The sequence below is a fragment of the Rhizobium ruizarguesonis genome (assembly GCF_017357285.1).
Taxonomy (GTDB): domain Bacteria; phylum Pseudomonadota; class Alphaproteobacteria; order Rhizobiales; family Rhizobiaceae; genus Rhizobium; species Rhizobium ruizarguesonis.
The window spans coordinates 1,584,843-1,611,385 of record NZ_CP071678.1; the positions used below are offsets into that span (position 1 = coordinate 1,584,843).

At 61.4% G+C, this 26,543-nt stretch carries 31 protein-coding genes; 10 read left to right on the forward strand and 21 right to left on the reverse strand.

The genetic code is table 11. The features are described 5' to 3' along the window. Positions 1-187: 187 nt before the first annotated feature. Positions 188-394, reverse strand: a complete 207-nt coding sequence (locus J3P73_RS07865; RefSeq protein ID WP_018070928.1) for a hypothetical protein — start codon at positions 392-394, stop codon at positions 188-190. 541 nt (positions 395-935) lie between these two features. On the opposite strand from J3P73_RS07865, the gene J3P73_RS07870 reads away from it, so the two are divergent. Further along, complete coding sequence (locus tag J3P73_RS07870; RefSeq protein ID WP_003546657.1) at positions 936-1,103, forward strand: hypothetical protein; 168 nt, start codon at positions 936-938, stop codon at positions 1,101-1,103. Between the two features lie 13 nt (positions 1,104-1,116). On the opposite strand, the gene J3P73_RS07875 is transcribed toward J3P73_RS07870, so the two are convergent. The 3 genes from J3P73_RS07875 to J3P73_RS07885 all read right to left on the reverse strand — a co-directional run bounded on the left by J3P73_RS07875 (position 1,117) and on the right by J3P73_RS07885 (position 4,628). Beyond that, complete coding sequence (locus J3P73_RS07875; RefSeq protein ID WP_012756667.1) at positions 1,117-1,665, reverse strand: DUF1254 domain-containing protein; 549 nt, start codon at positions 1,663-1,665, stop codon at positions 1,117-1,119. Then, positions 1,658-2,245, reverse strand: a complete 588-nt coding sequence (locus tag J3P73_RS07880) for a DUF1214 domain-containing protein (protein WP_130655025.1) — start codon at positions 2,243-2,245, stop codon at positions 1,658-1,660. The genes J3P73_RS07875 and J3P73_RS07880 overlap by 8 nt, the downstream gene beginning before the upstream one ends. 172 nt (positions 2,246-2,417) lie before the next feature. Continuing rightward, positions 2,418-4,628, reverse strand: coding sequence for a transglycosylase domain-containing protein (locus tag J3P73_RS07885; RefSeq protein ID WP_207579856.1), 2,211 nt, complete (start codon positions 4,626-4,628; stop codon positions 2,418-2,420). Positions 4,629-4,831: 203 nt separating this feature from the next. Between J3P73_RS07885 and J3P73_RS07890 the strand changes: the two genes are divergently transcribed. After that, positions 4,832-5,305, forward strand: a complete 474-nt coding sequence (locus tag J3P73_RS07890) for a YcgN family cysteine cluster protein (RefSeq protein WP_024322835.1) — start codon at positions 4,832-4,834, stop codon at positions 5,303-5,305. Positions 5,306-5,385: 80 nt separating this feature from the next. Here the strand turns inward: J3P73_RS07890 and J3P73_RS07895 are convergent, their stop codons facing one another. Continuing rightward, positions 5,386-5,946 carry a TetR family transcriptional regulator gene (locus J3P73_RS07895; protein WP_130655027.1) on the reverse strand — a complete coding sequence of 187 codons (561 nt, stop codon included), beginning with the start codon at positions 5,944-5,946 and terminating at the stop codon, positions 5,386-5,388. A 208-nt stretch (positions 5,947-6,154) separates the two neighbouring features. Between J3P73_RS07895 and J3P73_RS07900 the strand changes: the two genes are divergently transcribed. Then, complete coding sequence (locus J3P73_RS07900; protein ID WP_130717074.1) at positions 6,155-7,069, forward strand: SDR family oxidoreductase; 915 nt, start codon at positions 6,155-6,157, stop codon at positions 7,067-7,069. 76 nt (positions 7,070-7,145) lie between these two features. Here J3P73_RS07900 and J3P73_RS07905 read toward each other — a convergent pair whose 3' ends face one another. The 5 genes from J3P73_RS07905 to J3P73_RS07925 all read right to left on the reverse strand — a co-directional run bounded on the left by J3P73_RS07905 (position 7,146) and on the right by J3P73_RS07925 (position 11,426). Beyond that, positions 7,146-8,216, reverse strand: a complete 1,071-nt coding sequence (locus J3P73_RS07905) for a fatty acid desaturase (protein ID WP_174826964.1) — start codon at positions 8,214-8,216, stop codon at positions 7,146-7,148. 302 nt (positions 8,217-8,518) lie between these two features. Beyond that, positions 8,519-8,662 carry a hypothetical protein gene (locus J3P73_RS07910; protein ID WP_003546677.1) on the reverse strand — a complete coding sequence of 48 codons (144 nt, stop codon included), beginning with the start codon at positions 8,660-8,662 and terminating at the stop codon, positions 8,519-8,521. 426 nt (positions 8,663-9,088) lie between these two features. Then, positions 9,089-9,421 (reverse strand): hypothetical protein, encoded by a 333-nt coding sequence (locus tag J3P73_RS07915; RefSeq protein WP_018070936.1) that lies wholly within the window; start codon positions 9,419-9,421, stop codon positions 9,089-9,091. Positions 9,422-9,516: 95 nt separating this feature from the next. Then, positions 9,517-9,930 carry a hypothetical protein gene (locus J3P73_RS07920; RefSeq protein WP_018070937.1) on the reverse strand — a complete coding sequence of 138 codons (414 nt, stop codon included), beginning with the start codon at positions 9,928-9,930 and terminating at the stop codon, positions 9,517-9,519. 95 nt (positions 9,931-10,025) lie between these two features. Next, positions 10,026-11,426, reverse strand: coding sequence for an MFS transporter (locus tag J3P73_RS07925; RefSeq protein WP_207579857.1), 1,401 nt, complete (start codon positions 11,424-11,426; stop codon positions 10,026-10,028). Positions 11,427-11,549: 123 nt separating this feature from the next. On the opposite strand from J3P73_RS07925, the gene J3P73_RS07930 reads away from it, so the two are divergent. Next, positions 11,550-12,512, forward strand: a complete 963-nt coding sequence (locus tag J3P73_RS07930) for a LysR family transcriptional regulator (RefSeq protein ID WP_024322841.1) — start codon at positions 11,550-11,552, stop codon at positions 12,510-12,512. A gap of 127 nt (positions 12,513-12,639) precedes the next feature. Here J3P73_RS07930 and J3P73_RS07935 read toward each other — a convergent pair whose 3' ends face one another. The 6 genes from J3P73_RS07935 to J3P73_RS07960 all read right to left on the reverse strand — a co-directional run bounded on the left by J3P73_RS07935 (position 12,640) and on the right by J3P73_RS07960 (position 15,682). Continuing rightward, on the reverse strand, positions 12,640-13,020 hold the full coding sequence (locus tag J3P73_RS07935) for a VOC family protein (protein WP_207579858.1): 381 nt from the start codon (positions 13,018-13,020) through the stop codon (positions 12,640-12,642). A gap of 604 nt (positions 13,021-13,624) precedes the next feature. Next, positions 13,625-14,467 (reverse strand): transglutaminase-like domain-containing protein, encoded by an 843-nt coding sequence (locus tag J3P73_RS07940; RefSeq protein WP_018070942.1) that lies wholly within the window; start codon positions 14,465-14,467, stop codon positions 13,625-13,627. 27 nt (positions 14,468-14,494) lie between these two features. Then, entirely contained in the window at positions 14,495-14,770 is a 276-nt protein-coding gene (locus tag J3P73_RS07945; protein ID WP_018070943.1) for a DUF1488 family protein, read from the reverse strand. After that, complete coding sequence (locus tag J3P73_RS07950; protein WP_018070944.1) at positions 14,761-15,090, reverse strand: hypothetical protein; 330 nt, start codon at positions 15,088-15,090, stop codon at positions 14,761-14,763. Before J3P73_RS07950 ends, J3P73_RS07945 begins: the two co-directional genes overlap by 10 nt. Further along, positions 15,087-15,422: a hypothetical protein gene (locus J3P73_RS07955; protein ID WP_018070945.1), complete on the reverse strand. Its 336-nt coding sequence runs from the start codon at positions 15,420-15,422 to the stop codon at positions 15,087-15,089. Before J3P73_RS07955 ends, J3P73_RS07950 begins: the two co-directional genes overlap by 4 nt. Further along, a complete protein-coding gene (locus tag J3P73_RS07960) occupies positions 15,419-15,682 on the reverse strand; it encodes a hypothetical protein (protein ID WP_026170811.1) in 264 nt (87 codons plus the stop codon). The genes J3P73_RS07955 and J3P73_RS07960 overlap by 4 nt, the downstream gene beginning before the upstream one ends. A 510-nt stretch (positions 15,683-16,192) precedes the next feature. Between J3P73_RS07960 and J3P73_RS07965 the strand changes: the two genes are divergently transcribed. The 4 genes from J3P73_RS07965 (at position 16,193) to J3P73_RS07980 (ending at position 18,889) form a co-directional block, all read left to right on the forward strand. Beyond that, positions 16,193-16,510, forward strand: a complete 318-nt coding sequence (locus J3P73_RS07965; RefSeq protein WP_018070947.1) for a co-chaperone GroES — start codon at positions 16,193-16,195, stop codon at positions 16,508-16,510. A 49-nt stretch (positions 16,511-16,559) separates the two neighbouring features. Further along, positions 16,560-18,194, forward strand: coding sequence for a chaperonin GroEL (gene groL / locus J3P73_RS07970; RefSeq protein WP_130699884.1), 1,635 nt, complete (start codon positions 16,560-16,562; stop codon positions 18,192-18,194). A gap of 66 nt (positions 18,195-18,260) precedes the next feature. Next, complete coding sequence (locus tag J3P73_RS07975; protein ID WP_130655031.1) at positions 18,261-18,653, forward strand: hypothetical protein; 393 nt, start codon at positions 18,261-18,263, stop codon at positions 18,651-18,653. A gap of 65 nt (positions 18,654-18,718) precedes the next feature. Next, positions 18,719-18,889: a hypothetical protein gene (locus J3P73_RS07980; protein ID WP_018070950.1), complete on the forward strand. Its 171-nt coding sequence runs from the start codon at positions 18,719-18,721 to the stop codon at positions 18,887-18,889. Between the two features lie 82 nt (positions 18,890-18,971). On the opposite strand, the gene J3P73_RS07985 is transcribed toward J3P73_RS07980, so the two are convergent. From J3P73_RS07985 to J3P73_RS07995, 3 genes are all read right to left on the reverse strand, one after another. After that, positions 18,972-20,135: a Gfo/Idh/MocA family protein gene (locus tag J3P73_RS07985; RefSeq protein WP_130771276.1), complete on the reverse strand. Its 1,164-nt coding sequence runs from the start codon at positions 20,133-20,135 to the stop codon at positions 18,972-18,974. A 109-nt stretch (positions 20,136-20,244) separates the two neighbouring features. Next, a complete protein-coding gene (locus J3P73_RS07990) occupies positions 20,245-21,165 on the reverse strand; it encodes a TIM barrel protein (RefSeq protein ID WP_130771277.1) in 921 nt (306 codons plus the stop codon). A gap of 43 nt (positions 21,166-21,208) precedes the next feature. Then, positions 21,209-22,123 carry a sugar phosphate isomerase/epimerase family protein gene (locus J3P73_RS07995; protein WP_018070953.1) on the reverse strand — a complete coding sequence of 305 codons (915 nt, stop codon included), beginning with the start codon at positions 22,121-22,123 and terminating at the stop codon, positions 21,209-21,211. A 207-nt stretch (positions 22,124-22,330) separates the two neighbouring features. Between J3P73_RS07995 and J3P73_RS08000 the strand changes: the two genes are divergently transcribed. Then, positions 22,331-23,344: a LacI family DNA-binding transcriptional regulator gene (locus J3P73_RS08000; RefSeq protein ID WP_018070954.1), complete on the forward strand. Its 1,014-nt coding sequence runs from the start codon at positions 22,331-22,333 to the stop codon at positions 23,342-23,344. A gap of 68 nt (positions 23,345-23,412) precedes the next feature. Here J3P73_RS08000 and J3P73_RS08005 read toward each other — a convergent pair whose 3' ends face one another. Continuing rightward, positions 23,413-24,318, reverse strand: a complete 906-nt coding sequence (locus tag J3P73_RS08005) for a S1C family serine protease (RefSeq protein WP_024322849.1) — start codon at positions 24,316-24,318, stop codon at positions 23,413-23,415. Positions 24,319-24,473: 155 nt separating this feature from the next. Beyond that, positions 24,474-25,418 (reverse strand): AraC family transcriptional regulator, encoded by a 945-nt coding sequence (locus J3P73_RS08010; protein WP_024322850.1) that lies wholly within the window; start codon positions 25,416-25,418, stop codon positions 24,474-24,476. A gap of 124 nt (positions 25,419-25,542) precedes the next feature. Between J3P73_RS08010 and J3P73_RS08015 the strand changes: the two genes are divergently transcribed. Beyond that, complete coding sequence (locus J3P73_RS08015) at positions 25,543-26,502, forward strand: SDR family NAD(P)-dependent oxidoreductase (RefSeq protein ID WP_163884987.1); 960 nt, start codon at positions 25,543-25,545, stop codon at positions 26,500-26,502. Positions 26,503-26,543: the final 41 nt, after the last annotated feature.

Here is a 26,543-nt window from a genome sequence, read left to right on the forward strand (position 1 = left end):
ATGTCAGGCCATACGGTTATGAACAAATCCTACACCGGTAGGGTTAATGCATGCTGAAGATTTTATTAAAAAGCAACAGAAATATACACGCTTAGCGTGTCCAGGCATGGTTAGCCGGCAATATAAAAATGCACGGTTTGGAAGGGCGCTCTGAGGATTGCTCATCGCCGAAGTGATGGTGGAAAGTTTAGGCGATCCTGTGATCGCGCAGCGCGTGCAGCAGCTTTTCGCGGCTGTCGTGACCGGCCTGATAGAGGTCGAGTGCTGCTGATGCGGCGAACTGCGCCTCGACGCTCTTGATGTCGATGTGCCGTTCCGCGCACCAGGCATCGAGAGCACTGCGCAGAACGTCGAGATCCTCAGGCGAGAAAGATGAATTCACCAGCAAAGACACCGTTTACCCTCCGCATTCCGGCAAGAGCGAGGAAGATTCCCGATCGATCGGTGCCCGGAAACGTGTGATCGACATGAGCGAACATACGCGCATCTGAGCGCCTCGCAATTAAATATTTTCATGCGGCATTTTTGCAACATCGCCCCTTTTCTGGCAGGCAGATTGCCGCGTCAATGCCAACTATATGAATTGTTTCTAATTTTACGCGCCGATCCCCATCCGGGCCTTTGCGCGGGCGGCGTGAAACCAAATCAACTCTTCGAGCGTTAAAGGGGAAGTGAGGTGAACTGTATTTGGCATCTACCGAACATTAGTAAACTGTTAACTGTCATGTGTCTCAATTCGGATAGGAACGACGCGATTTGAGCAGTTGGATCGTTGAAACTCCGCATCACGGTATTTCAATCAGGTGCCGTGGGAAAGGCGCGAATGCCCTCGGTCCGGTTATCCCGGCACTGCAGGACGCGCCGGCTCGCACATTGGCGGGCAGGGTGAAATCCATCGCAAGTTCATCCGTCTCGGGCAGTGCATGGAGACGAGAATGGCAATAGTAGTCGCATTGGCGGATCGGCGGCCGCGGGCGCCGCGTCGCCCGGACAAGGAGCCCCGCGAAGCCAAGATCCTCTGGTTCACCGGCGTCCGCTACGAGCGGTTGGCCGAGAGCCCGAAACATCGTCCGGCGCCCGCGCCGCGCGTCAACAAGAAGTAAGCGCTTTTCAACCTCAGCGAGCGGCGAATTGCTCGCAGCCGGCTTCCGTCAGGAAGTTGCGCGCGGCCTCATCGAAGCTCGCCTGCGGCGCCAGCGTCCGCAGCACGGCATAACCGTCCGGCCGTGCCATTTCCACCAGGATCGCCTGCTGCAGCTCCTGTGGCAGGTTTTTGCGCAGGTCGGTCAGCTGGATCGGACTGCCGGCCAGCACATCGAGCGCACCGCCGACCGACGTCCTGTCGTTCATGCTGAAGACCTCGTTGGAGGCGCTGTCATAGATCGCGATCGACCAGAAGGGCACATTGCCCTTGGCAGTGAAATGCACCGGTGCATCCTCGACATCGAAGGAGCAGACGGCGGTGCGCAGGAAGGGGTCGCCATTGGCAAGGCCTGCCTCGTCATACTGGTTGCCGAGCAGGTAGAAATTGTTGAGATCGCCCTCCGCCTCCACGCGGGTCGCCGCATCCCTGCCGGTGAAATGCGGCAGCGACAGGATGATGACGAGATGCAGCAGGGCTGCGCCGAAAAGGCCGGTCAGGACGGCGAAGAATATCCTAAGCATTGCCGCATCCGGTCTTGGTGAGCTTCGGCATGGCGAGGTCGATCACGCCGGAACTGCCGGCGGTCGGTGTGTCGAACAGCGTCAGCACCAGCCGGAAGGTGCCGGCCCGTGGCAAGGCCAGCCAGTTGCCCGGCTGCGCGACGGCGGATATGTCGATCGAGAAGCTGCTGTCTTGCTGGCGCAGCACCGTCCAGGAATTCAGCGCTGAGGGATGCCCGGTCGTCACCGCCGCCGGATTGCCGCCATTGTCGGCGGTAAAAAGGGTCCAGAGCCGGGCAGGCGGTGTCTGCCCGCTAATGCGGTAGCGGCAGCCGGCATTCAGCCGCGCGCCGTCGTCGTCGACGCTCGCCGTGAAGGTCAGGCCCTCGGCGCTGCCGTAGAGCAGCTTGCCGGCGCGTGCCCGGTGCGACTTGGCATAAGGATCGGCCTCGACCGTCTGCAACGCCGGAAAGGCCTCCCAGGCGCCGAGCTTGATCGCCCCAAAGCCCTGTGTCGCATCCAGCGCATAAAGCGAAATCATGATCCCGCCGCCAAAGGCGACGATCAGCGTGATCGCGATAAAAAGGGGAAATCGAAACACGTCATGACCTTGGAAACCATATCGGATGAAAGGGTTACCACTGATTCTGGCAGGGTGGAATGCCAAGCCGTGCCATAGAGGCCGATTGATCCACGGTCATGCCGTATGCGGCAGCGGCATTCAGGCCGATGCATCGATGCGGATGGATGCTGATTTCGGGATCGGCGCGTGACTACTCCGCGCTCGCCACCTTCGCCGGCGCGAGCGGGGCGGCATCCTTCAGCTTTTCGCCGAGCTTCTTGAGGATGTCAGTCGATTGAACCGAGAGCATGCGCGGCCGGATAAGCTGCGGCAATCCGTCCTGCGGCTTGGCGGCAGCGGTCTTGGCGAGATCCTTTTCCGAAGGCAGGGGGGGGTCGACGCCGGGGATGGCGCGCAACGTGACGCCCTGATGGGCGTAGTCCATGGCACGCTTGAAGGTCATCGCCGGCAGCGAGCCGCCGGTCATCTCGTTGGTCGAGGTGTAGTCGTCATTGCCGAACCAGACGGCGCAGGTGTAATTGCCGGTGAACCCGACGAACCAGGCGTCGCGATAGGCTTGGGTCGTGCCGGTCTTGCCGGCCGTCAGGATGCCGTTGTCGAGTGCGGCCTTGCGCGCCGTGCCGACATAGGGAACACGCGACAACATCTGGTTCATATAGGCGTCGGCCTGTTCGGACAGCACGCGTTTCGGCGCCGGTTCGTCATGGTCGAAATCGTAGAGCACGTCGCCGTCGTAATCGAGGATCTGGGTGATGCCGTGGCGGCGCGACTGGTAGCCGCCGGCTGGGAAGGTGGCATAGGCCGTCGCCTGGTCGAGCACCGTCACCTCGGACGTGCCGATCGGGATGGTGACGTCATCGCGGATCGGCGTTTCGACGCCGAGGTTCTTGGCCATCGCCCGGATCGGCTGAATACCGAGTTTTTCCTTGGCGAGCCGCACCGGCACGGTGTTGATCGACTGGGCGATCGCGGTCTCAAGCGTGATGCGGCCGGCATAGCGGTTCGCATAATTGTGCGGGCTCCAATTGCCCCAGGAGATCGGCGCGTCGACGATCGTCGTCTGCGGCGTCATCCCGCTCTCCATCGCCACTGAATAAGTGTAGACCTTGAAGGAGGATCCCGGCTGACGGAGCGCCCTGGTGGCGCGGTTGAACTGGCTCTCGCCGTAGTCCCGGCCGCCGACCATGGCGCGCACGGCGCCGCCGTTTTCGATCATCACCATCGCGCCCTGCTTGGCGTGATAGGCTTCGCCATATTCGCGCAGCGACGTCTCGACCGAATCCTCGGCCGCCTGCTGGATGCCCATGTCGATCGTCGTGCGCACGATCAGCGAATGCTGGTGGAAACGCGGTGAAAGCCGCTGCACCTCGTCGAAGGCCCAGTCGAGAAAGAAATCGGGCGATTCCACCTCGTTGCGATCGACGACGGTGGCAGGGTTGCGCCTGGCGGCGATCACCTGACCCTCGGTCATCAGCCCGCTTTGGACGAGATTGGTCAGCACCTCGTTGGCGCGTGCACGCGCCGCCGGCAAGTTGACATGCGGCGCATATTTGGCCGGCGCCTTGAACAGGCCGGCGAGCATGGCGGATTCGGCAAGGTTCACGTCGGTGATGTTCTTGCCGAAATAGAACTGTGCCGCCGCAGCCGCGCCAAAAGTGCCGCCGCCCATATAGGCGCGGTCGAGATAGGTGGAGAGGATTTCCTTCTTGGAAAGGTTCGCCTCGAGCCACAATGCCAGGAACGCCTCGGTGACCTTGCGGTCGATCGAGCGTTCATTGGACAGGAACAGGTTCTTGGCGAGCTGCTGCGTCAGCGTCGAGCCGCCCTGCACGACTTCGCCGGCGCGCGCATTCTCGCTCATGGCGCGGAAGAGGCCGATGAAATCGATACCGAAATGGTCGAAGAAGCGCCGGTCCTCGGTGGCGATCACCGATTTGATCAGCGAATCCGGCAGTTCGTCGATCGGCACGGAATTCTGGTGGATCACGCCGCGATGGCCGATGACGTTGCCGTAGCGGTCGGTGAAGGTGACGGCGAAATCGCCGCGGTTGCGCCAGTCCTCCTTGGTCGCCTCGAAGGCGGGCTGGGCAAGCAGCAGCATCAGCACGGAGCCGGCCGCCCCGAGCGTCAGCCCTTCGCCGGCAAGTTCGAAGACCATGCGCTTCCAGCCGCGCACGCGGAAGCGGCGGAAGAAGATGGTGATGTCTTCCCAGATCTCGGCGGCGCGGAAGCCGGCGTTCCAGACGGTCGAATCGATCCAGGAATCGATGCGCAGCAGAAGGTGACGGCTCTTCGCCGGCCGCTTGTCCGCCGCCTCGTTCGCCGCTTTTCCGGGCCTTTTTTCTGGCCCGTTTTCGGGCCCATTTCCTGGCCCATTTCCTGGGTTGTCCGGATCCTGCACGTCCTGTATTCCCGCCTGATCGCGCTTCGGTCATATCCGACGAAAGCGCGAGGCCCGCATATGGCCGCAAATCTCTCCGATACCAGGAGAGAATTCTCCGAGTACCAGGAGTATACTGAAGGATTGATTGATTTTGCGGCCGATAACAAGAGAGATGCATGAGGGTCACGCGAATTTGCGGGCCGCTGTTGCATGAAACGACGATGAACGATCTGCCCTTCTGGAAGAGCAAGACGCTTGCCGAGATGACCGCCGCCGAGTGGGAAAGCCTCTGCGACGGCTGCGGTCTCTGTTGCCTCAACAAGATCGAGGAATGGGATAGCGGCGATATCTATTTCACCTCGGTCAGCTGCAAGCTGCTCGACGGCGAAAGCTGTCGCTGCTCGAGCTATGAGAACCGTTGGGATTTCGTGCCGGATTGCGTGCAACTGACGAAGGAGAACGTGCCCGATATCGCCTGGCTGCCGCCGACCTGCGGCTACCGGCTGATCAATGAAGGCCACGACCTCTACTGGTGGCACCCGCTCGTCTCCGGTGACCCGGAGACCGTCCATGCCGCCGGTATTTCTGCGCGAGGCCGCACGATCAACGAAAATGAAATCGATATCGACGATCTCGAGGACTATGTGGTCGACTGGCCGCTGACCGTGGGCGAGAAGGACGATGAGGAAGCCTAGAACAGGATGATTTTAAATAGTTAGAGCATGATGTCGTCCGAAAACCGCTGACACTTTTCGGCATCATGCTCTAGGCGGGCTCAGGGCTTTATTGCCGCGAGGAAGCGCCGAAGCTCCGTCTCCACATAGCTATCCACCGGACCCTCTGCGCCAAAACCCCACCAGATGAGCGAGCCCTGCCATTGCGACAGCATCAGCCGGGCGATCGTTTCCGGCGCGGTCGCCGATCCGAAACACCGAGCGATCGCCGCTGTCAGTGCTGTTCCCCAGGCGGCCCCTCGGGCGCGTAGCACCGGATCGCGGAAATCCTCGCGAAGCACCAGCAGCCCCTCACCATAGGCGGCGGCATTGTCGCCGTAATCCTGCGACAAGCCGACGAGCAGCGCGATGGCGCCTTCCGGCGTTTTCGGCACCGTCCCGGCAAGCCGCGCCGTTTCCGCATCCAGCCTGTCCCAGGCGTAAAGCAGCGCGGCGCGCAGCATCGCCGCTTTCGTCGCGAAACGCTGCACCAGCGTCGAGCCGGAAAGGCCGCTTGCTTTCGCCACCGCCGCAAAGGTCGCCGCATCCGGCCCCTCGGCCTGAATCAGCGCCAGCACCATGGCGAGAAGCTGTTCATCGGAAAGTGTGCGGCGGCGCGGCATGAAATTTCCCTTGCATTCGCCGTCATTGTAAACGATCATTCGTTTATATACAAGGAGCGCCAGCTGAAGCAATTCCAGGAGAAGTGGGAAGCGGTTTTCCCAGGCAAAGCGCGAAGCGGTTTTGCCGGGAATTGCGTAAAAACAAAGAGATAAACCCGGGCGGTTTCCATGACGGCGTAAAGGCCGTTCTAGCGTGGAGGATGGAGAAGTGACAGCGAACTTGCGGGAGAAAGTGGCCTTGGTGGCGGGTGCTACGCGCGGCGCCGGCCGCGGCATCGCAGTGGAACTCGGCGCCGCCGGCGCCACCGTTTACGTGACGGGGCGCACGACGCGCGCTCAGCAATCCGAATATATGAGACCGGAGACGATCGAGGAGACGGCCGAGTTGGTGACGTCAGCAGGCGGCAGGGGCATTGCCGTGCAAGTGGACCACCTCGTCGAGGAACAGGTCGAGGCGCTGGTCGCCCGCATCCGCGGCGAGGCCGGCCGGCTCGATATTCTCGTCAACGACATCTGGGGCGGCGAGAAACTGTTCGAATGGGACAAATCAGTCTGGGAGCATTCGCTGGACAACGGCCTGCGCATGCTGCGGCTCGGCATCGAGACGCATCTGATTACCGCCCATTACGCCCTGCCGCTGATGATCGAGCGGCCCGGCGGGCTGCTGGTGGAGATGACCGACGGCACGGCTGATTACAATGCCACGCATTACCGGCTTTCGCCCTTTTACGACCTCGTCAAAACGAGTGTCACCCGCATGGCCTGGGCGCATGCGCAAGATTTGGAAAAACACGGCGCCACCGCCGTTTCGATCACGCCTGGCTGGCTGCGTTCCGAAATGATGCTGGATGCCTACGGTGTTCGCGAGGAGAACTGGCGCGAGGCGACCAAGGTACAGCCGCATTTCGCCATTTCCGAAACCCCGCGCTTCGTCGGCCGGGCCGTTGCGGCCATCGCCGCCGATCCCGACCGCGCCCGCTGGAACGGCCAGTCGCTATCGAGCGGCGCAATCGCAAAGACCTATGGTTTCGACGATATCGACGGTTCGCGGCCGGATTGCTGGCGCTACATGGTGGAAGTGCAGGAGCCCGGCAGACCGGCTGACGTAACGGGTTATCGCTAGAGCAGCATGATTTTAGGCCGGATCGGCCTAAAATCTGAATTGGAGCATGATGTCGTCTAAACCGCTCTCGAGCCCGTTACCGGGCGGCGGCGAGGCGCGCTGCGTCGCGAAACGAGACCAGTCGCTTCGTCTGTTCGTCCCACAGCACCAGCTTGACGCAACGCAGGCTTTCCATGAGCGTGATGCGGCCCATATCGGCAAGCTCAGGATGGTCTCGCAGCACCTCCGGCAGCCGGTAGTAGGGCACCCGGCTCGACAGATGATGCACGTGGTGGATGCCGATATTGCCGGTGATCCAGCGCAGCACTGGCGGCAGGTCGTAATGCGAGGCACCGTGGAGGGCCGCATGCTGGAACTGCCAGTCCGGCTTCTTCGACCAATGTGTTTCCTCGAATTGATGCTGCACATAGAACAACCAGACGCCGGCAGCACCTGCCAGAAGAACGGTCGGCAGATGCACCAGTAAAAAGGGGACGATCCCGACCGCCCAGATCAGCAGCGCGGCGACCAGTGCGATGGCAAGATTGGTCGCCATGGTCGAGACCCAGGGCAGGGCGCCGGAGCGCATCATGCCGAAAGGCAGGCGCTGCTTGAAGAGGAACAGCCATGCCGGTCCGATCCCGAACATCACGATCGGGTGCCGGTAGAGCCGGTAGCCGAGCCGGCCCCAGCGCGACAGCGCGTTATATTCGGCGATCGTCAGCGTTTCGATGTCGCCAACGCCGCGTTCGTCCAGGTTTCCAGCCGAGGCGTGGTGTTCCGCATGCGCCCGGCGCCAATAGTCGTAGGGCGTCAGCGTCAGGATGCCGATCGTGCGTCCAACCCAGTCGTCGACGCGGCGACGGGCGAAAAACGAGCCGTGGCCGCAATCATGCTGGATCATGAACAGCCGGAGCAGGAAGGCGGCGGCGGGAAGGACGAGGATCAGGCCGGGCCAGAAGCTGTAATGAACCGCTGCCCATGCGGTAGCCCAGAACAGCGCGAAAGGGACGACGGTGACGACAAGCTCGAAAGCGCTGCGTCCGGCTCGTGGCTGGCGATATCCGGCAAGGATTTTCAGCCAGCGTTTTTCAGCGAAAAGCTCGGCTTGCTCTGCGGATCGATCCGGGTTTTCGGATCGCTCCGGGTTGTCGCCGGGCTCGCCCAAAGGGGCCACTTGGATTTCCTCGCACTCGCTGCGGCGCGCAGATTCGATCACAGAGTGACGCCGTGAAAGGCGACGATCGCCGAAAAGCCGAGTGCAATCACCACGGCCGAGCGAATGAGGAAGAGCGGATAGTCGAAGTGGTACATCGTATGAAGAGTGGTCATGGTTGCAGCAATTCCTGTTTTTCTGAAAACATGTCAATGGGTGATGGTGTCACGCCGGAGCGCGGCGCGTTCGACAAGACGCGCTATCACTTGCGCTGTTATGCGCACGGGGGCGGAGCGGGGGCTCGATAAGAGGTTCTATTTCTTTGGAGCACTGCCCTGCGGGGCGGTTTTGGTCGCCGTCTTCATCTGATTGGCGAATGTGCTTTCCACCTTCGCTGCCTGCTTGTCCTTCTTCGGCTTCCGGACCTCGCGATTGCTTCTTACTTGTCCTTTTGCCATCGATAAAATCTCCCTTTAGATCGAAATTGAAAGCCGCAGCCTGCGTGGTATTCGCCCCGCTTGTCGGTCGCGATCAGAGATCGCGGGATCGTCATGAGGGGCAACCCGACAACACCGGGCCGCAGGGATGGAATGAAAATGATGCCTGCTGAAACCGCATCGCAGTCTGGAGGCGGATGACCGGAGAGGTCACCGAAAGCCAAACCCGACGTTGAGACGGGACGTCACCATGCTTTCGCGATCGGGAAAATGGCGGGCCGGAACTCCGGTCACCGCAAATGCCGCATCGGCCAAATCAGCGAGCCATCCTCTTAGCGTAAAATTGAGTCGCCATTAAGGCCACCGCCGCAGGAAAGCCATATTTCCACAGGGTTCAATCCGCAAGAGCATGATGCCGAAAAGTGTCAGCGGTTTTCGGACGACATCCTATTCTAAGGGAAACAGGCGGATCAGCTTCGTTCTTTCCATCTCCGATCGGCCCGATGTCGACATGATGCCGCGGGCCAAACAGAGTTCTATGTCCCGTCCGATATCGAGCGGTACCAGCATGCCGCCGGCCTTGAGCAGGCGGTCTGTCATCGACAAAAGCATATCCACTTGCGCCTGGCAGCCATCGATTTCCAGGAGCGCCACCCGGCGCTCCCTGTCGATGTCGGCAAAATCCCTAGCTTGCTGCCGTTGTTGGTAAGCCCCGAACTGCACCCATCCGAAATAACCGGCCGCTGCGACGCAGATACAAAGCAAGAGGGTTTTCCGCACAATAATCCTTCGGAGCCGAGCGGCTCGCTTGCCGCTAGCGCATAACCCCGAAATCGGAATCGATTTCCGAATGGATTACGCGCAAACTCAAAGTGTTAGAGCGTCCTTAGCGCGTCTGAAAAGACCCGCGGCGCTCTTGCCGGCGCGTCTTCGCGGGGCAATCCTTGTATCGCATATCGGTTAAAGACGGGGGTTACCGGTTTCGGCGGCGTCTTCAGCTTGCCGAAATGGTGTTCGAGCGCCAGCGAGAGCAGGGCCGGAGAGGTGACGCCCTCCTCGAACAGCCTGATCAGCAGCACGGCCGCGACGTTGAAGACCCTTTCGTCGTCGATCAGGATTCTGGCGTCGTAACCGGCGTCGTCGAGCACGCCCTGAAGCATGTCGAGATCGGATGAGGTCAGATGCGATTTTTCGGAAGTGGAAGACATCGGTCCTCCTTTCATCGGGGCGAGGATACCAAGATCCTCAGTCGGCAGCGCCCGTTCAATGGCTGCCGAAGTTGCGACCATGCGCCTTTCGCCCAGGCAACGCAACGGGATTCTTGCCGCAGATTTAGCTCCGGTTCATGAGCAGCCCGCACCGGTCAGAGTGCGGGCTGTGAGGATCATTCCGCCGCTTGATAGGTAGGCCTCCGGGCGGCCGATGGCCGCGGACCGGCGGCTGCAAGCAGCGTGATCGCCACCGCAAGCGATGCCACGAAAGCGATGCCGGCGACATAGGGGTTCCAGCCGAAATGCGGTGCGGCGGCGAAGACCGCCGAGGCGGCCGCAAGCACGATGCCGCCGCCGATCTGGAAGGAGGCGAAGAGTAGCCCGGAGGCGAGCCCCGCCTTGTCATCCTCCACATCGGAAAGGGCCGCAACCTGCACCGAGGGGTAGGTCAGGGCGTAACCGAGGCCGAGCGGGATCTGCGAGAACACGACGAGCAGGATCGGATCGACATGTCCGAGTGCGGTCACCCAGAAGATGTAGCTGAAGGCCTGCAGGCCGACACCCACTGCCATCAGCCGGGTAGCACCGCGATTTTGCGCGACCGTCGCAAAACGTGGCGCCAGGAACATCACGAAGACACCGCCGAGGGCGAAGCAGAAGCCCGTCGTGAAGGCCGACCAGCCGATGACGTTCTGATAGTAGAGCGTCGCCAGAAACTGGAAGCCGACATAGGCACCCTGGAAGAGGGCGGCGATCGCATTGGCATGCCGGAGCTTGGCGCGGCGGAACATGCCGAGCGGCACCATCGGATCGGCATGGCGCGCTTCGACCACGAGGAAGAGCAGGATCAGCACCAGCGACGCGGCGAGCGAACCCCAGGTCGGGAACGCCTGCCAGCCGGCGGCCGCGGCATTGGTGATGCCGAAGACGAAGAGCAACAGGCCGGGCGTAATCGTCAGCGCGCCGGCCCAGTCGAAGGCAGGTCTCGGTCCCGCCCTTTTCGGGTCGGCGGGCAGCACCAGCGGCGCCACAACGAGCGTCAGGATGGCGACGGGCGCGCCCATGACGAGCGTCGCCCGCCAGCTGAAGATCGTCGCGGCACCGCCGAGCACCATGCCGAGCACGAAGCCGGCGGCGCCGGTGGAGGAGAAGACACCGAGCGCCTTTGCCCGTGCGGTTCCCTCGCCGAAGACGGAGAGCAGCAGCGCAAGGGCCGCTGGCGCCGTGAAGGCGGCGGCAATGCCCTTGATCAAGCGGGCGGCGATCAGTGTCGGCCCGCTATCGACGAAACCGCCGGCGATGCTGGCGGCGGCAAAGATCGCCAGCGACCAGAGGAAGACGCGGCGATGGCCGAAGACGTCGGCGACCCGGCCGCCGAGCAGCAGGAAGCCGCCATAGCCGAGCACATAGGCGCTGACGGCCCATTGCAGCGATGTCGCCTCCATGCCGAGTTCGGCCTGGATGGCAGGCAAGGCAACGCCGATGGTGGAGACGTCCATGGCGTCGAGAAAATTGGCGGCGCAGAGCAGCAGCAATGCCAGCCCCGCCCCGCTTGGCGATTTTGAAAGAGTCATCGAAATCGTTCCTTCTTTGCTGCCGCCTCATCGGGGGAGGTTGCCGGGCGGCAGGGAACGAGAAAATGTACAGCTTCCTTTCCTATTGCAAATTGATAGTAGCCATGCCAGGTATTACTGATGATGATGAATGATGTCACGCTTCGCAAGATCGACCTCAATCTCCTGCTGGCCTTTTCAGTGCTGATGCAGGAGCGCAACGTCAGTCGTGCCGCCGAACGGCTGCTGCTCGGCCAACCCGGCCTGTCGGCCGCTTTGCGGCGCCTGCGCGAGGCGCTGGACGACGAATTGTTCGTGCGTGTCGGCCGCGGCCTGCAGCCGACGCCGCGCGCTCTTTCCATCGCCCCGGCGATCGAGGATGCGCTGTCGGGCATCGAGCGCGCCATCCGCCCGCAGGCCGAATTCGATCCGGCAAGCTGGCAGGGCGAGTTCCGCATCGGCATGTGTGACAATCTCGAATCGGCCTTCTTCGGCCCGCTTGCCGCCCGTCTTCTTCAGCTTTCACCCGGCGCCCGGCTGATCGGCGTCGCCTCCGAGAAACGCGATGCCGCGCGCCGGTTGGACGAGGGCGTCTTCGACTTCAGCGTCTCCGTGCACGACGAACCGGCCTCCTGGCACATTCGTGCGCCGCTGTTCGACCAGGCCTCGATCTGCATTTATGACGAAGCTCAACTCCGGCTAAAGGCGCCGCTGAGCCTCAAGGATTTTGCCAATGTCGCGCATGTCACGGTCTCGTTCGAAGGCAATGCCGCGACCAGCATCGACATCGCGCTGAGCCGCACCGGCCACGTCAGACAGGTGGTGGCGACGGTACCGCGCTTTTCCGCCTTGCCGACGGCGCTGCGGGCCATGCCGGCCATCGCCACCGTGCCGGAGTCGATCGGCCGCTGCATGGCGCAGTTGCATGGGCTGACGATTTGCGAGCCGCCGCTTTCGCTGCCGGCCGATCCCGTAACCATGCTCTATCGCCGCGTCGACCAGGCCGACGGCCGGGCGCGCTGGTTCCGTCGCCTGTTCCTCGACGTCGCCAGCCAGGCGCTCGAAGCCTCCGGCTGCTGCGTATCGATCTCGAGAGCCGCGGCCTAAAGCAATTCCAGCAGAAGTGCACAGCGGTTTTGCGTCCGGAATTGCGCAGAACAAAAGACAGCGCAAATTCCAGCAAAACTGCGCAGCGGTCCGGAATTGCGTGAAAACAAAAGGTTAGGGCGGCCGGTTACAGCTCGCCTTTGTGAAAATACGCTTCGAGGCGGTAGCCGTCCGGGTCGATGATGAAGGCGGCGTAATAGAATTGCCCATAATCCGGCCGCACACCCGGTTCACCATTATCCGTGCCGCCGGATGCGACGGCCGCCGCGTGAAAGGCATCGACCGCGGCCTCATCAGGCGCGACGAAGCAGAAATGCAGCCCGGATCGCATGTCGGCAACCACGGGCTGTTCGACCTGCATCACCCAGAGCCCGACCCTTTCCGGGCCGTAGCCGATCATGGTGTCGGAATTGGACAGGCGCTCATATCCGAGCGGCGCCAGCGCCGCATCGTAGAAACGGCGAGCTCTTTCGAGGTCTTTTACGCCGATGGAGATATGATCCAACATCAACTGCGAACTCCCTATCTTCCGCTAATCCCCGAAGGATTGCTCACACCCAAGATGGCTCGACGCCAACATCTTTCAACCAGATCATGTCGAGCAAAAGTCTACAGCGATTTTGCGACAACGACATGCGCAAAACAAAGACTTAAAGCGCTAGGAGCGAATCTGAAAGATTGCGACGCGCTTTAAGTCAACGAAGGGGCCCGTATCGTGGGTGCGGATCATTCATGGCCGGCGATCCTGCCCAGCGCCTTGGCGAAGAAATCGGGGGCGCCGAAATTGCCGCTTTTCAGCGCAAGCCCAAGCGGCCCGGAGCGGTCGGCAACGCGGACCGGCACGCCGGGATCGATCTCCGGCCGATCATTATGTTTTTGAGACCGAGCGAGAAGTGGCCCTCCACTCGAAGACATCCGCACCGGCTTTCGGTGCGAGTCGGCCCTGAACCGGCAATGTGCTAGTTAAGACAAGGCGAGCAACGCTGTCACGTGATTTTGGGGGAGGGCGCAGTTCGGCCAGGAGCTACTGTGGGACAGGCAGTCCGCCGACTGCAGGCGCCTGCGGCAAAGCCTGAGGCTGGACATTGCCGCGCATCCGCCCGGGTCTCGTTCTAAACAGCGCCCCCGGCGACGCTTTGCATCTGTTGCAGGTTCGTCACCTCATAGGTCCAGACTCGAAACGCCTTCAGCACATGCGGACCGAAGGAATTGATGAGCGGTATGTCGGCGGCGTCGCGCCCGCGTGCGACGATGATACGACCAATCCGCGGCGTATTGTTGCGCGGATCGAATGTATGCCATGCACCGTCCAGGAAGACCTCGATCCAGGCGCTGAAGTCCATCGGATCGACGACCGGAATACCGATGTCGCCGAGATGGCCGTTGATATATCGGGCAGGAATGTTGAGGCAACGGCACAACGCCACTGCGAGATGCGCAAAGTCGCGACAGACGCCGACACGTTCGTGAAACGCCTCGAAGGCTGTCCGCGTCGATCGCGCCTGCATGTAGTCGAATTGGATATGGCCGTGAACGAAGTCGCAGATCGCCTGAACGCGGCCCCAGCCCGGTGAGACGGTGCCGAACATATCCCACGCAATTTGACTGAGACGATCCGTCTCGCAATAGCGGCTGCCCATCAGGTAGACGAGGCAATCATCCGGCAATTCCGAAACCGGGAGTTCCCTGGCGCCTGGCAGCGACCTGTCGGGTTTGCCGTCGTCTTCGATCGTCGCATCGCCCCATATGGTCAGGTCGCCCGCCGGGGCAATCAGCCGGAGACAGCGGTTGCCGAAGAGGTCGCGATAAGTCGATGTGGGAACATCGGGCGTGGTGAAGACCGTTTCCGGAATTCTGATGTCGGCCGCACGATCATCATGAACCGACAACAGGCATACCAATGCGGTCGGCTGCGGGCAGGTCAGCGTAATTTCATAGCCGTAACGGATCAACATGGAGCGTTCTCGCGCGTCCGGATCCGCCTAGCGGAAATCCGCCGCAGTTAGAGTATAGAAAGCGCGGCGGCGGTAGGAATAGGCTTTGTGTGCCACGTCCTGAATGGAGTTGCGCAGGGCGTCGAATAACGAAAGCCAATTCGTTTCCGAAGGCCCGGTTCTTTGCAATGCGGTGTCGGATTTCGCCAGAGCGCCAACCTCGATGAAGAACAACACCTGGAACATGCCGTCATGGCCGACGAAGCGCACAGCATTTCTCGCCGCATCGAAGCTACGGCTTTGGTTCAGGAAGGCTAGCGCCACGGTTGAACCGGCGGGGTCTCACGAGCACTCCGAGCGGCGTCCGACAGCCTGAGCCATTCCTTCCGGTATCCTATGTTGAGAAGATTGAAGGACATCATGTCTTTCCCGGCCTCCGAACGGCTCTTGCCGGTCATGGCATGGTCGGCGAGCACTGGAACGCCTGCTGAGACACGATAGACGGTCGACGAACGGGCGGATTCGATCCGGCGGTCGTGTTCGATCTCCATGGAGTAGCGACCGGACGCGCCACATTTGTCTTCCCATGTGCCGACGGCAAAGGCATTCCGTCTTCGTTCGGCTTCGTCTTCATGGCTGTTCACGATGTCAACCTTTCGTCATTCGGGCCGTGGCCATGGCCAAACGTCCTCTCGATCAGTGTTGCGCCGCTGCCGGCGGGCGATAGGTTTACCAGTTCCAGGCTGTCTTCCGTCGCGACCCGCTCATGACGTTCATCGTCACTGCGGATGCGGTATTGCAGCACATTTCCTCTCAGAGGCAGCGTAGCGGTAATGCGGTATGTCTCGGGGAGCTTGGAGGGAACGACCAGGAACCCGTCCTTCACCCGGACGGTCTGCCCCACCTTGAAGATATGTGTTGCTGCCTCGCGTCGGATCGAGCGTCCATTGCGTTGCGGGATGCGCGTAGCGGTCATGACAGTTTGTGGTCCTTTTCGAGCGCGGTTTCGAGATCTGACAGGTGGACAGGCATCATCTGCTGCGTCGAACTCTGCGCGGCGATCGCCGGCAAGTGGATGAAGGCGCCGACCCGTCGCCAGGCAAGCCTGGAAACGCTATCGATCAATTCCTCGTCATAATCGACGCGGTATTCTCCGGCTGGCTGCGCCCCGTCGAAACCGGGCAGGCGGAATGGAGATGAAAAACGGACGACGGTTTCTGTGGTGCGACTTGTCACGGCTGAGGCCTCCGCAGGAATACACTGAAGCGTTCCTGTATCGTTGAGATCCGAGCCGGACGAACTCGAGGCTGCCGGTACATCCGCGGTCAGCGCCAAGCTCATTCCGGATCGGAACAGGCGAAATGAACGCCGGAACGACGTCATACATTCGCTATCGAGAATTCAGTGGTGATGGCGGGTCGTAGGTCTCTGACACCGCGAAGCCAAGTCGGCCAAATCGACGAGGCCTATCATTGCGCCTTGATTGAGTTCAAATCAAGATAATTCGGATTTATCTATAAAAAACGCTAAATTAAGGTCACGATATGCTAAATAAAATTGAGCGCGACGGCGAAAAAATTCTTTTCATTTCTGGATTAATACAAAATATCCGTTCAAATTGATTTCCTGAATTTTTCAAGAAATTCCCTTGGTGAACAATATTTATTAGCACTCCTATCAATCGAGTGCCACGGGTGCTATTTATGTACTGCAGCCGCCATACGCGCCGGCAGCAGAAAGACCTCTATGAAATTCCGTTCACTTCACGACCGCGTCGTCATTCGACGTGCGGAAGGCGATGTCAAATCCAAGGGCGGGATCATCATTCCAGACACCGCCAGGGAGAAGCCGCAGCAAGGTGAAGTGGTCGCAGTCGGCCCGGGCCTGCGCGACAAAAGCGGCACTCTGGTCCCGCTCGATGTCGAGGTCGGCGATCTCATTCTGTTTGGAAAATGGTCGGGCACAGAGGTCACGATCGATGGCGAAACCCTTCTGATCATGAAGGAGACCGACATCATGGGCATCGTCGAAAAGACCGAAGCGGCTGCTGACAAAGCCGCCTGAGGGTCGAATTTCCGACCCGCATCTCAAGATCGAACTGGGAAGAAACATCATGTCTGCCAAGGAAATCAGATTCTCCACCGACGCGCGCGACCGCCTGCTGCGCGGCGTCGAATTGCTTAACAACGCCGTCAAGGTGACGCTTGGCCCGAAGGGTCGCAACGTCGTCATTGACAAGGCCTATGGCGCACCGCGCATTACCAAGGACGGCGTTAGCGTCGCCAAGGAGATCGAGCTCGAAGACAAGTTCGAGAACATGGGCGCGCAAATGGTGCGCGAGGTGGCTTCGAAGACCAATGATCTTGCCGGCGACGGCACGACGACGGCGACGGTGCTTGCCGCCTCCATCTTCCGCGAAGGCGCAAAGCTCGTCGCTGCCGGCATGAACCCCATGGATCTCAGGCGCGGCATCGATCTCGGCGTTACCGCCGTCGTCAAGGAAATCCAGGCGAGGGCGATGAAGGTCAAATCGTCAGCCGAGATCGCACAGGTCGGCACCATTGCCGCCAATGGCGACGCCACCATCGGCGAGATGATCGCCAAGGCGATGGACAAGGTCGGCAATGAGGGCGTCATAACAGTCGAAGAGGCGCGAACCGCCGAGACCGAACTCGATGTCGTTGAAGGCATGCAGTTCGATCGTGGGTATCTCTCGCCCTATTTCGTCACCAATGCCGAGAAGATGCGCGTGGAACTGGAGGAGCCCTATATCCTCGTTCACGAGAAGAAACTCGGCAGCCTGCAGGCGATGCTGCCGATCCTGGAAGCCGTCGTACAGACCGGTAAACCGCTGCTCCTCATCTCGGAGGACGTCGAAGGCGAGGCGCTGGCGACGCTTGTCGTCAACAAGCTGCGCGGCGGCCTGAAGGTCGCGGCCGTCAAGGCGCCGGGCTTCGGGGATCGCCGCAAGGCCATGCTGGAAGACATTGCCGTGCTGACCGCCGGCCAGATGATTTCCGAGGATCTCGGCATCAAGCTCGAGAACGTCACGCTCGATATGCTCGGCCACGCCAAGCGTGTGCTGATCGACAAGGAGACCACCACGATCATCGACGGCTCCGGCGAGAAAGCGGCCATCCAGGCGCGCATCCAGCAGCTCAAGGCGCAGATCGAAGACACCACCTCAGACTACGACAAGGAAAAGCTGCAGGAACGCCTGGCGAAACTCGCCGGCGGCGTCGCGGTCATCCGCGTCGGCGGCGCGACCGAGACGGAGGTCAAGGAAAAGAAAGACCGCATCGACGATGCGCTGAACGCCACCCGTGCGGCGGTCGAAGAGGGCATCGTGCCCGGCGGCGGCGTGGCACTGTTGCGCGCGAAGTCGGCGCTGACGGGACTGACCGGGGAGAACGCCGACGTGACGGCGGGCATCTCGATCGTGCTCAGGGCGCTCGAAGCCCCGATCCGGCAGATCGTCGACAATGCCGGGTTCGAGGGCTCGATCGTCGTCGGAAAACTCGCCGGCAGCAATGATCACAATCAGGGCTTCGACGCACAGACGGAGACCTATGTCGATATGATCGAGGCCGGCATCGTCGATCCTGCCAAGGTCGTGCGCACCGCTCTGCAGGACGCCGGTTCGATCGCGGCGCTGCTGATCACCGCCGAGGTGATGATCGCCGACATTCCCGCAAGAGACACTGCGTCTGCTGCCGGAAATGGCGGCATGGGCGCTATGGGATACTGAGGCCAGCCTGAACCGTTCCGGCGTCGCCGGATGGCACAATCCGAACAACAGACAAGGAGAATTCCAATGTCCGTGCAGAGCAGCAGCAAGACATCGATTACCCAGCGTTTCGACAGTTATCAGCCATCCAAGACGCTTCTCGCCTGGGCCTGCGTCGTCACGGCGATCGCCACGATGATCATCGGATTCAGCTGGGGAGGTTGGGTAACAGGCGGCACATCAAGCAAAGCGGCAGCCGCCGCCGGCGACATCGCACGCGGAGAGCTGGCGTCCGCCATTTGCGTCGAGCGGTTCAATGCGGCGCCGGATGCAAGCGCTAAACTGATCGAGTTCAAGGCGATTACCGAAGGCTACAAGCAGCGTCAGTTTGTCGAGGCCGGCGGCTGGGCGACCATGCCTGGGCAAACCTCACCCGACAGCCGAAGTGTTCAAGCCTGCGCCACCGCGCTTGCCGTCTGACACCATTTTCCAGAGCGCTCCGATATGGTGCGGAGCGCTGCCACTGTCAAAGCAGGAAATGACCCATGATCCGTTTCGTGAAAAAGACCGACCCGCAGCCAGCCGCAGAAGACGCGGGCGACAACCGCTTCCAGAAAATCCGCGAGGCAGCTGCCGACGAGCATAAGAAAGCCGCCAACGACAGCACGCGTCGCCGCGCGCCCCAGGCAACGGAAGATGACGATCAGCTTATCTGAGAGGGGGTATGAAGGCGTTCTTGGACAGATCTCCAGCGCAGCCGTGTAAAGCCGGCATACGGTGCCATCTGAGGAGAGGATCCTAGCTGTAATCCAGCCAGATCCCGCCAGAATCGGCGGACCGCACGCAGTTTTCCACCCAGCGCACCCCTTCCAGTCCGGCATCGACATCGGGAAAGACGAGGTCTTCGATCCCCGCAGGGGCAAGGCCTCGCACATTGTTGATGGCAAAGCCGAAGCGGCGATAGAGGTTCGCCCAGGCTTCGAAGAGACCTTCCGGGTGACCGCCGCCGATCCGGTCGTCGATCCTGGCCTCGGGGTAGAGATAGTCCATGCCGCGCTCGAGGATGCGGGCCGGTTCGCCCTGGATCTCGTAAGACAGCTGGTTCGGCCGCTCGTCCCACCATTCGATGCTGGCCTTCGAGCCGACGATGCGGATCTTCTGGCCATGCATGGAGCCGGCATTGACGGCGCTCGACCAGATGGTGGCGATCGCGCCATTGTCATATTCCATCAGGGTCACCGCATTGTCTTCCAGCGGCGCGCGGCTTTTGACGAAGCTCTGGCGGGTGCACAAGAGCCGCCTGATCTTGAGGTGCGGCAGGATGACCTTGGCGATATAAAGCGGGTGGGTCCCGACATCGCCGAGGACATAGCTGGGCCCTGCGAATTTCGGATCGACGCGCCAGCGTGTCGCGGGATTCTGCTCCTCCACCGCAGCGCTATGGAAACCATGGGCGAATTGCAGGTTGACGATGCGGATTTCGCCGAGATCGCCATTCCTGACCATCGCGCGCGCCTGCTCGATCATTTGGTGGCCGGCATAACCATAGGTCACGCCGACGATACGGCCGCGCGCCTCCGAAAACGCCTTCAGCTCCTCGGCTTCGGCGATCGTAAAGCAGAGCGGCTTTTCGCAGATCACATGCAGATCATGTTCGAGTGCTGCCTTGCAGATCGCGAAATGGGTATTGTTGGGTGTTGCGATCGACACCGCCTCGACGCCGTCGGCCCGCCGGGCCTCGGCCGCAAACATCGTCGCATAGTCCCGGTAGCTCCTGGCTTCGTCGAGCCCGAGATCGACGCCGAAGGCGCGCCCGCGCTCCGGATCGATATCGAAGGCGCCTGCCGCAAGGGCAAAGACGTCGTCGCGATGCGCTGCCGAGCGATGAATATAGCCGATCTGGCTGCCTCTGCCGCCGCCGACCATGCCCCAGCGGATCGGTTTTCTCCTGTCATTCGTCATAGTTTTTTCCCCAGCAATTCCAGCAAAAATGCGCAGCGGTTTTGCGTCCGGAATTGCGCAAAACAGAGAGATGGAGCGTTTCCGTGTTTCGAAGAAAAACGGAAATGCGCTAGAATCCGACCGACCTGAGGTAATCGCGGCTTTGCTTCACATCTTCGAGGCTGCCGGCGACATTCCTCGGATCGCGCTCCTGCTCGACGGTGATGAAGCCGTGATAACCGATCTCCTCGAGCGTCCGTCTGACGGCGGGATAATCGATGACGCCGCGGCCGATCGGGCACATCACGCCCTGTCCGCAGGCCTGGAAGAAGCGGATCTTCTCGCCAAGCACACGGTCGAATACCGTCTGGTCGATGTCCTTGAAGTGGACGTAGTCGAGCCTGTCGGCATAGCGGCGAAGCATCTCCACGGGATCCATGCCGGCATAATAGCTATGGCCGGTGTCGAGGCAGAAGCCGGCGACCTCCTGCGGAATGTCGGCGGCCACCCGCTCGATCTCATCAGCAAATTCGATATAGCCACCCGCATGCGGGTGGATGACGGCGCGCACGCCGTATTTGCGCCGAGCGAGTTCGGCAATCGCCGTGATATTGGCGATCATCCCGGCCCAAGCCTTGTCGAGACGCGGCGCACGATCGGAATGGCCGGCGGCATAGTCCCGTTCGTCGTGCCCCCAGTCCATGACCGTGAGATAGGGGGTCCTGAACCGCTGGCCTGCCATCTGTTCCGGCTGCGGCAGCCTGGTGATGACGGCGCAGATTTCGTCCGTCTGTCGCAGCAATGCCTCCCGATTTTGAGAAGAGACGAGATCGTCGAAGATCGTGCCGGCGACGATGAAGAGATTGCGCTCGGAGAGCGCCTTGGCGACGAGCGCATCATCGAGCGGCACGTAACCATAAGGCCCGAGTTCGAGGCCGCCATAGCCGGCCGCTGCCGCCTCGTCGAAGACGCGTTCCCAGGCGGGAAGGTTTGGATTGTTGACGTCGTCCACGCCCCAGCAGCAGGGGGCGGTCGTAATCGTGATGGTCACGGTTTTATTCCTGATAGTGGGGTGCCGGGGCGGATGCTGACGATCAGCCAAGTTTCCCGGGCCAGTATTTGTCGACATATTTCTGGATTTCAGAGCGCATGAAGCGGCCGGAATCGTCGGCGCGCTCCTCCCAGCCGAAGACGCAGGCGGTGATGATGCCGTCGAACCCGACCGCGGCGAGCGAGGAGAAGAAGACATCCCAATTGATCTCGCCCTGGTACATATCCATGTGCTGATGGATGGTGACCTTGGCGCCCGGCGGATTGATGATGTAGCGCAGCCCTGACGACGCCTTGTGGTTATAGGTATCGGCCACATGCACATGGGCAATCAGCGGGCCGGCATCGCGGATCATCCGCGCCATGTCGTCGCCGAAATAGAAGGTGTGCGGCGCGCAATAGAGGAATTTGACGTTCTTCGAGCCGATGGTCTTCAGCATGTCGATCGCCGGGTGCAGCGTCTCGCACCAGTCTTCCGGATGCGGTTCCATGTTGAGCGTGACGCCCTCGCGCTCGAACACCGGAACGAGCTCTTCTATCGAGCGCCACCAGGCAGCCTCGCTGTGTTCGTGGGTATGCATGCCGCCGCAGCAGCTGGCGCGGTGGCTGCGATCCGGCGACGGCCCGCGGCCAAATTCCGAGTTCATCGTATCGCAGCCCATTTCGGCGGCGATCGTGATCGCTTCCTTCCAGTAGCGCACTGCCGCTTGCCGCTCGTCCTCATGCGGGCTCGCCCAGCGGTACATCGGCAGGATCGAGGCGAGCTGGACGCCGTGATCCTTCAGGGCCGCCTTGAATTCCGCAATGCGTTCCTTGTGCGCCCGCGGGCGCACCCACCAGGGCAGAAAGTCGTCACGCGGTGAAAGCTCGATATGCTCGTAGCCGAGCTCTGCCGCCTTGCGGCAGAGGTCGCGCAGGTTGAGGTGACGGTGCATATGCGGGTCGAGTGCGATCTTCATCTGGTTCCTCCGTCATCCCCCGGCCGCATCGGGCCGGCGGATGATCCTTGATCTCGTTTGTTTCGGACGTCCGGTGCTCCTCCCGGATTGCCAGCACGATACTGCCGCGGCGCCCCCATGCTCCAATGCTTCCTTGATCAAATTTGATCATTGACCGCGCAGCAGCCCGGTGCTCTGCTGTGTCAGCTTTGGGAGTGAGTGAGCTTGATGAAGGTGACTTTGAAGGATGTCGCCAGGCAGGCCGGCGTTGGCACCGCGACCGTGGAGCGCGTCCTCAACGGCCGCGGCGGCGTGCGGCCTGAAACGGTGGAGAAGGTGTTCCTGGCGGCAAGACGGCTTGAATACCGGCTGAGCCTGCCGGTCGCCCATCGCGGCCTGATCCGGATAGAGGTGATCCTCGTTCGTCCGGAGACCAGCTTCTATTCGCGTTTGAACCGGGCGTTCGAGCGCATCGCCGCCTCGCTCGACGACAGCATTGTCGTTCACCGCACCTTCGTCCGCGAGAACGAGCCGGCGCAATTCGCTCGCTATATCGCCAACCCGACGGCACGCCGGTCGGCGCTGATCGTGGTTGCGCCCGACCATGCCGATGTCGTCACCAGCGTGCGCAAGGCGGCCGGTCTCGGCATTCCCGTCGTCCAGATCATGACCCGTCCTGCCCCGGAACTGCCCTATGTCGGCATCGACAACTACGCTGCCGGACGCACCGCGGCTCACTACATGTCGGGCATGCTGGCGCAGCGCCCCGGTTCGTTCGTCGCTCTCTGCCACAGCGGCGCCTATGAGAACCATAAGGAGCGGATCCGCGGCTTCTCCAGCTATCTCGCCGACAAGGCTTCGAATGAGGGTTCAAACGAGCATCGTTTCATCGAGGTCATGTTCGACCTTGATGATGAGCACAATGCCATCGAGCTGCTGCAAGCGGCCCTCCGGCGCGAACCCGGCATCATCGGCGTCTATAGTGCAGGCGGCGACAACAAGGGCGTTGCCAGGGTGCTCGAGGCAAACAAGGCTAGGCGGCCGTTCTGGGTCGGCCACGAATTGACGGGAGAGACGCAGGACTATCTCAGCCGTGGCATCATGTCGATCGTGCTCGACCAGGCGCCGGAGGTGCAGGCGAGGCGATCGATAGACCTGGCCCTGAACAGGCTGGGTCTCATCGAGGTGGAGGTCAGCGCCGAGCCGGTGCGCTTCCTGACGATCACATCTGAAAATCTTTGAGGCGGGATAAGGATGCCGGACAATCCGCTCGAATGAGCGCCAGCGGCTTTCACGACGTTGGCGCGACCTTACTGCAGCTGCGGTTTCTTAAGAAAGCTGTTGCGGTCGGCGGATTTGATGCGCAGCCAGGCTTCCCGGCCGTTCCTGAGGATCCGCATGGGGATTTCGGCGCCGGCCGGGCCGCTGCTCCAGAGCTTGCGGTAGAAATCGGCCAGGCCATCGACCTCTTCGTCGCGGATCTCCGAAATGATATCGCCCTGACGCAGGCCCGCCTGGGCGGCCGGTCCGCCTTCGGCCACGCTCATGACCACCACGCCGCCATTGCTCTCGGCGGAGAAGGCGCCGAGCCAGGGCCGCGGCGGCTTGTTGACCTGGCCGCGGTTCAAGAGATCGTCGAGGATCGGTGGCAAAAGGTCGATCGGCACGACCATGTTGATATCGGCGACCTCGTCGCCATCGCTCATCTGCAGGCGAAGCGAACCGATGCCGAGAAGCTTGCCGTCCGAACCGATCAGTGCTGCACCGCCCCATGAGGGATGGGCTGGTGCCGTGAAAATCGCCTCGTCGAGCAGATATTCCCAATAGCCGGCGAATTCCTGCCGGGCGACGATATTTGCCTGGACGAATTCTCCGATGCCATCGGCCAGCACGACGGGATCGCCGGCCTTGGCCGTCGCCGCGTCGCCGAGATCCACCGCAGGCGCATTCAGGGGTCCAAGCGCCTGCACCAGGCCGAAGCCGCTTTCCTGATCATAGGCAAGTGCATGGGCGGGAACCACGCGCCCCTCATGGGTCGTCAGCCAGACCTCTTCGGCCTCGGTGATGAGATAACCGATGGTTAGCACCAGCCCGTTGTCGCGAATGACCACGCCGCTGCCCTCCCGGACAGTGCCCAGCGTCTCCGCCGTGAATGCATCCTCCGGAATGGAGGAACGGACGGCCACGACTGACCGCAAAATCGGATCGATATTCATGCTTTCATCCCGATGGGCACCGGCGCGAAAGGCCGAAATCCGGCGCATTCTTCCTTGATAGGTAAGAGAATGGACGGCGGGTGCAAGACCGTATCGGACGGAATTTCGGCAGGCCAACGCGCGACCTCCCTCCGATGCCTGCACCAATCAAGGTTTCACTGAGGGCCGAGACTATCTCGCATGGCACCGGCGGGCGGCTGAGCGCGACCATATTGCCGCGGCGAGCATCCCATCACTCTCTTGAAAGCGGTGCTGAATGCGCTTTCGGATTCATAACCGAGCGACAGGGCGACACCGGCAATTGCTTCGGCCGAGTTTGTCAATCGGTCACCTGCGAGAAGCATGCGCCAGCGCGTCAGATAATCCATCGGCGCAAGTCCGACCATTTCCTTGAAGTGGAGAGCAAAACTGGACCGGGACATCGAGGCCCGTTCAGCCAGCGACTGCAAGGTCCACTTGCGGGCTGGATCGGCATGCAGGGCACCGATAGCCGCGCCGATCCGCCGGTCGGTAAGCGCGAAAAGCCAGCCGACGCCGCGCGCATTCGGCGATGCGACATGGAGGCGCAACACCTGCATGAGCATGACATGAGCAAAATGCTCCGCCATCAGAAAGCCACCCGGCTGCTGGTCGCGCAATTCGCGCGTCATCCGATCGAGGCACCAACGCAGCACGGCGGCGTGATCGGAATCCCTCTTCACATGGACGATCGGCGGCAGGATTCCGAGAAGGATGTCCGAATTTCCTCCCGAAAAGGAAAAACGGCTGCCGATCAGGAAGAAATCGCCGCCGCCGTTGCAAGTCGCAATGCCGTCGCGGGCGATCGAATAGATCGCATCGGACGGGATCGCTTCGAGAGCCGGATCGCTGGCGAGACGAAAAGCTCGGCGGCTCGTCAGCAGAAAGCAGTCACTTTCCTCCAGGCGGACAGCTTCGGGGACGCCATCGACGCTCAGCCAGCACGCGCCTGAAATCACCGCGTTGAACTTGATGCCATCAGGGGGCGGAAAATCGATCGCCCAGGCGCCGCCAGCGTCAAGCCCCGCGGAAACATAGCTGCGCGGTTTGAGCAATGCGAGAACATCGGATAACGGGTCCATGTAAAAATCCGGACGATGGCGAAGATATGTTGGACTTTAGCGCATGGATCGTCTGGAGGCCACGCCTTATTCTCGCGACCGTCGTCCCGAGCGACGGTAACGTCGCAGAACAAAGGTAATTATCATGAGTGACAAACAAGTCCCCATCGGCTCCGGATTTGGAGCCCACACGACTGCCGACGAGGTTCTGGCCAGTCTCGATCTCTCCGGCAAGCGCGCCATCGTCACCGGCGGCCATTCCGGCCTCGGGCTCGAAACCACACGCGCTCTGGCGGGCGCTGGCGCTCAGGTGACCATCGGCGCAAGGAGCATCGAGGCGGCGCGTAGCGCGGTCGCCGGTATCGATGGCGTAGAGATTGATCGGCTCGACCTTTCCGACCTCGAAAGCGTTCGCGTCTTTGCCGAGCGGTTTGTCGCGTCTGGCCGCAGCATCGACATTCTGATCAACAGCGCCGGCATCATGGCCTGCCCGGAAACGCGTGTCGGCGACGGATGGGAGGCACAATTCGCAACCAATCATCTCGGCCATTTCGCCTTGGTCAACCGCCTTTGGCCGGCGATCTCGCGCGGCGCTCGCATCGTTTCGGTTTCCTCCGGTGGCCATCACAACTCGGCCATACGATGGGAGGATGTGCAATTCGAGACCGGTTACGACAAATGGCAGGCCTATGGCCAGTCGAAGACCGCCAACGCACTTTTCGCCGTGCATCTGGACAGGCTCGGGCGCGACACCAGCATCCGCGCCTTCTCGCTGCACCCGGGCAAGATCTTTACCCCCTTGCAGCGTTATCTCGCAAAGGAGGAAATGGTCGGTGCCGGCTGGATCGATGCGGACGGCAATCCGATTGACCCGACATTCAAGACGCCATCCCAGGGGGCCGCCACCCAGGTTTGGGCGGCGACCTCACCGCAACTCGACGGTATCGGAGGCCTCTATTGCGAGGACTGCGATGTCGCCATCCGCGCAACCGATGGAGATCCCGGCGGCGTCAGCGACCATGCAGTCGATCCCGAGGAGGCGGCACGCCTGTGGATCTTGTCGGCAAGGCTGACCGGCATTGACGCTTTCGCGGCGCACGCCTGAAGCCATAGCGCGCGGCAAACCCTCGTCAATGCGCGCTGAAG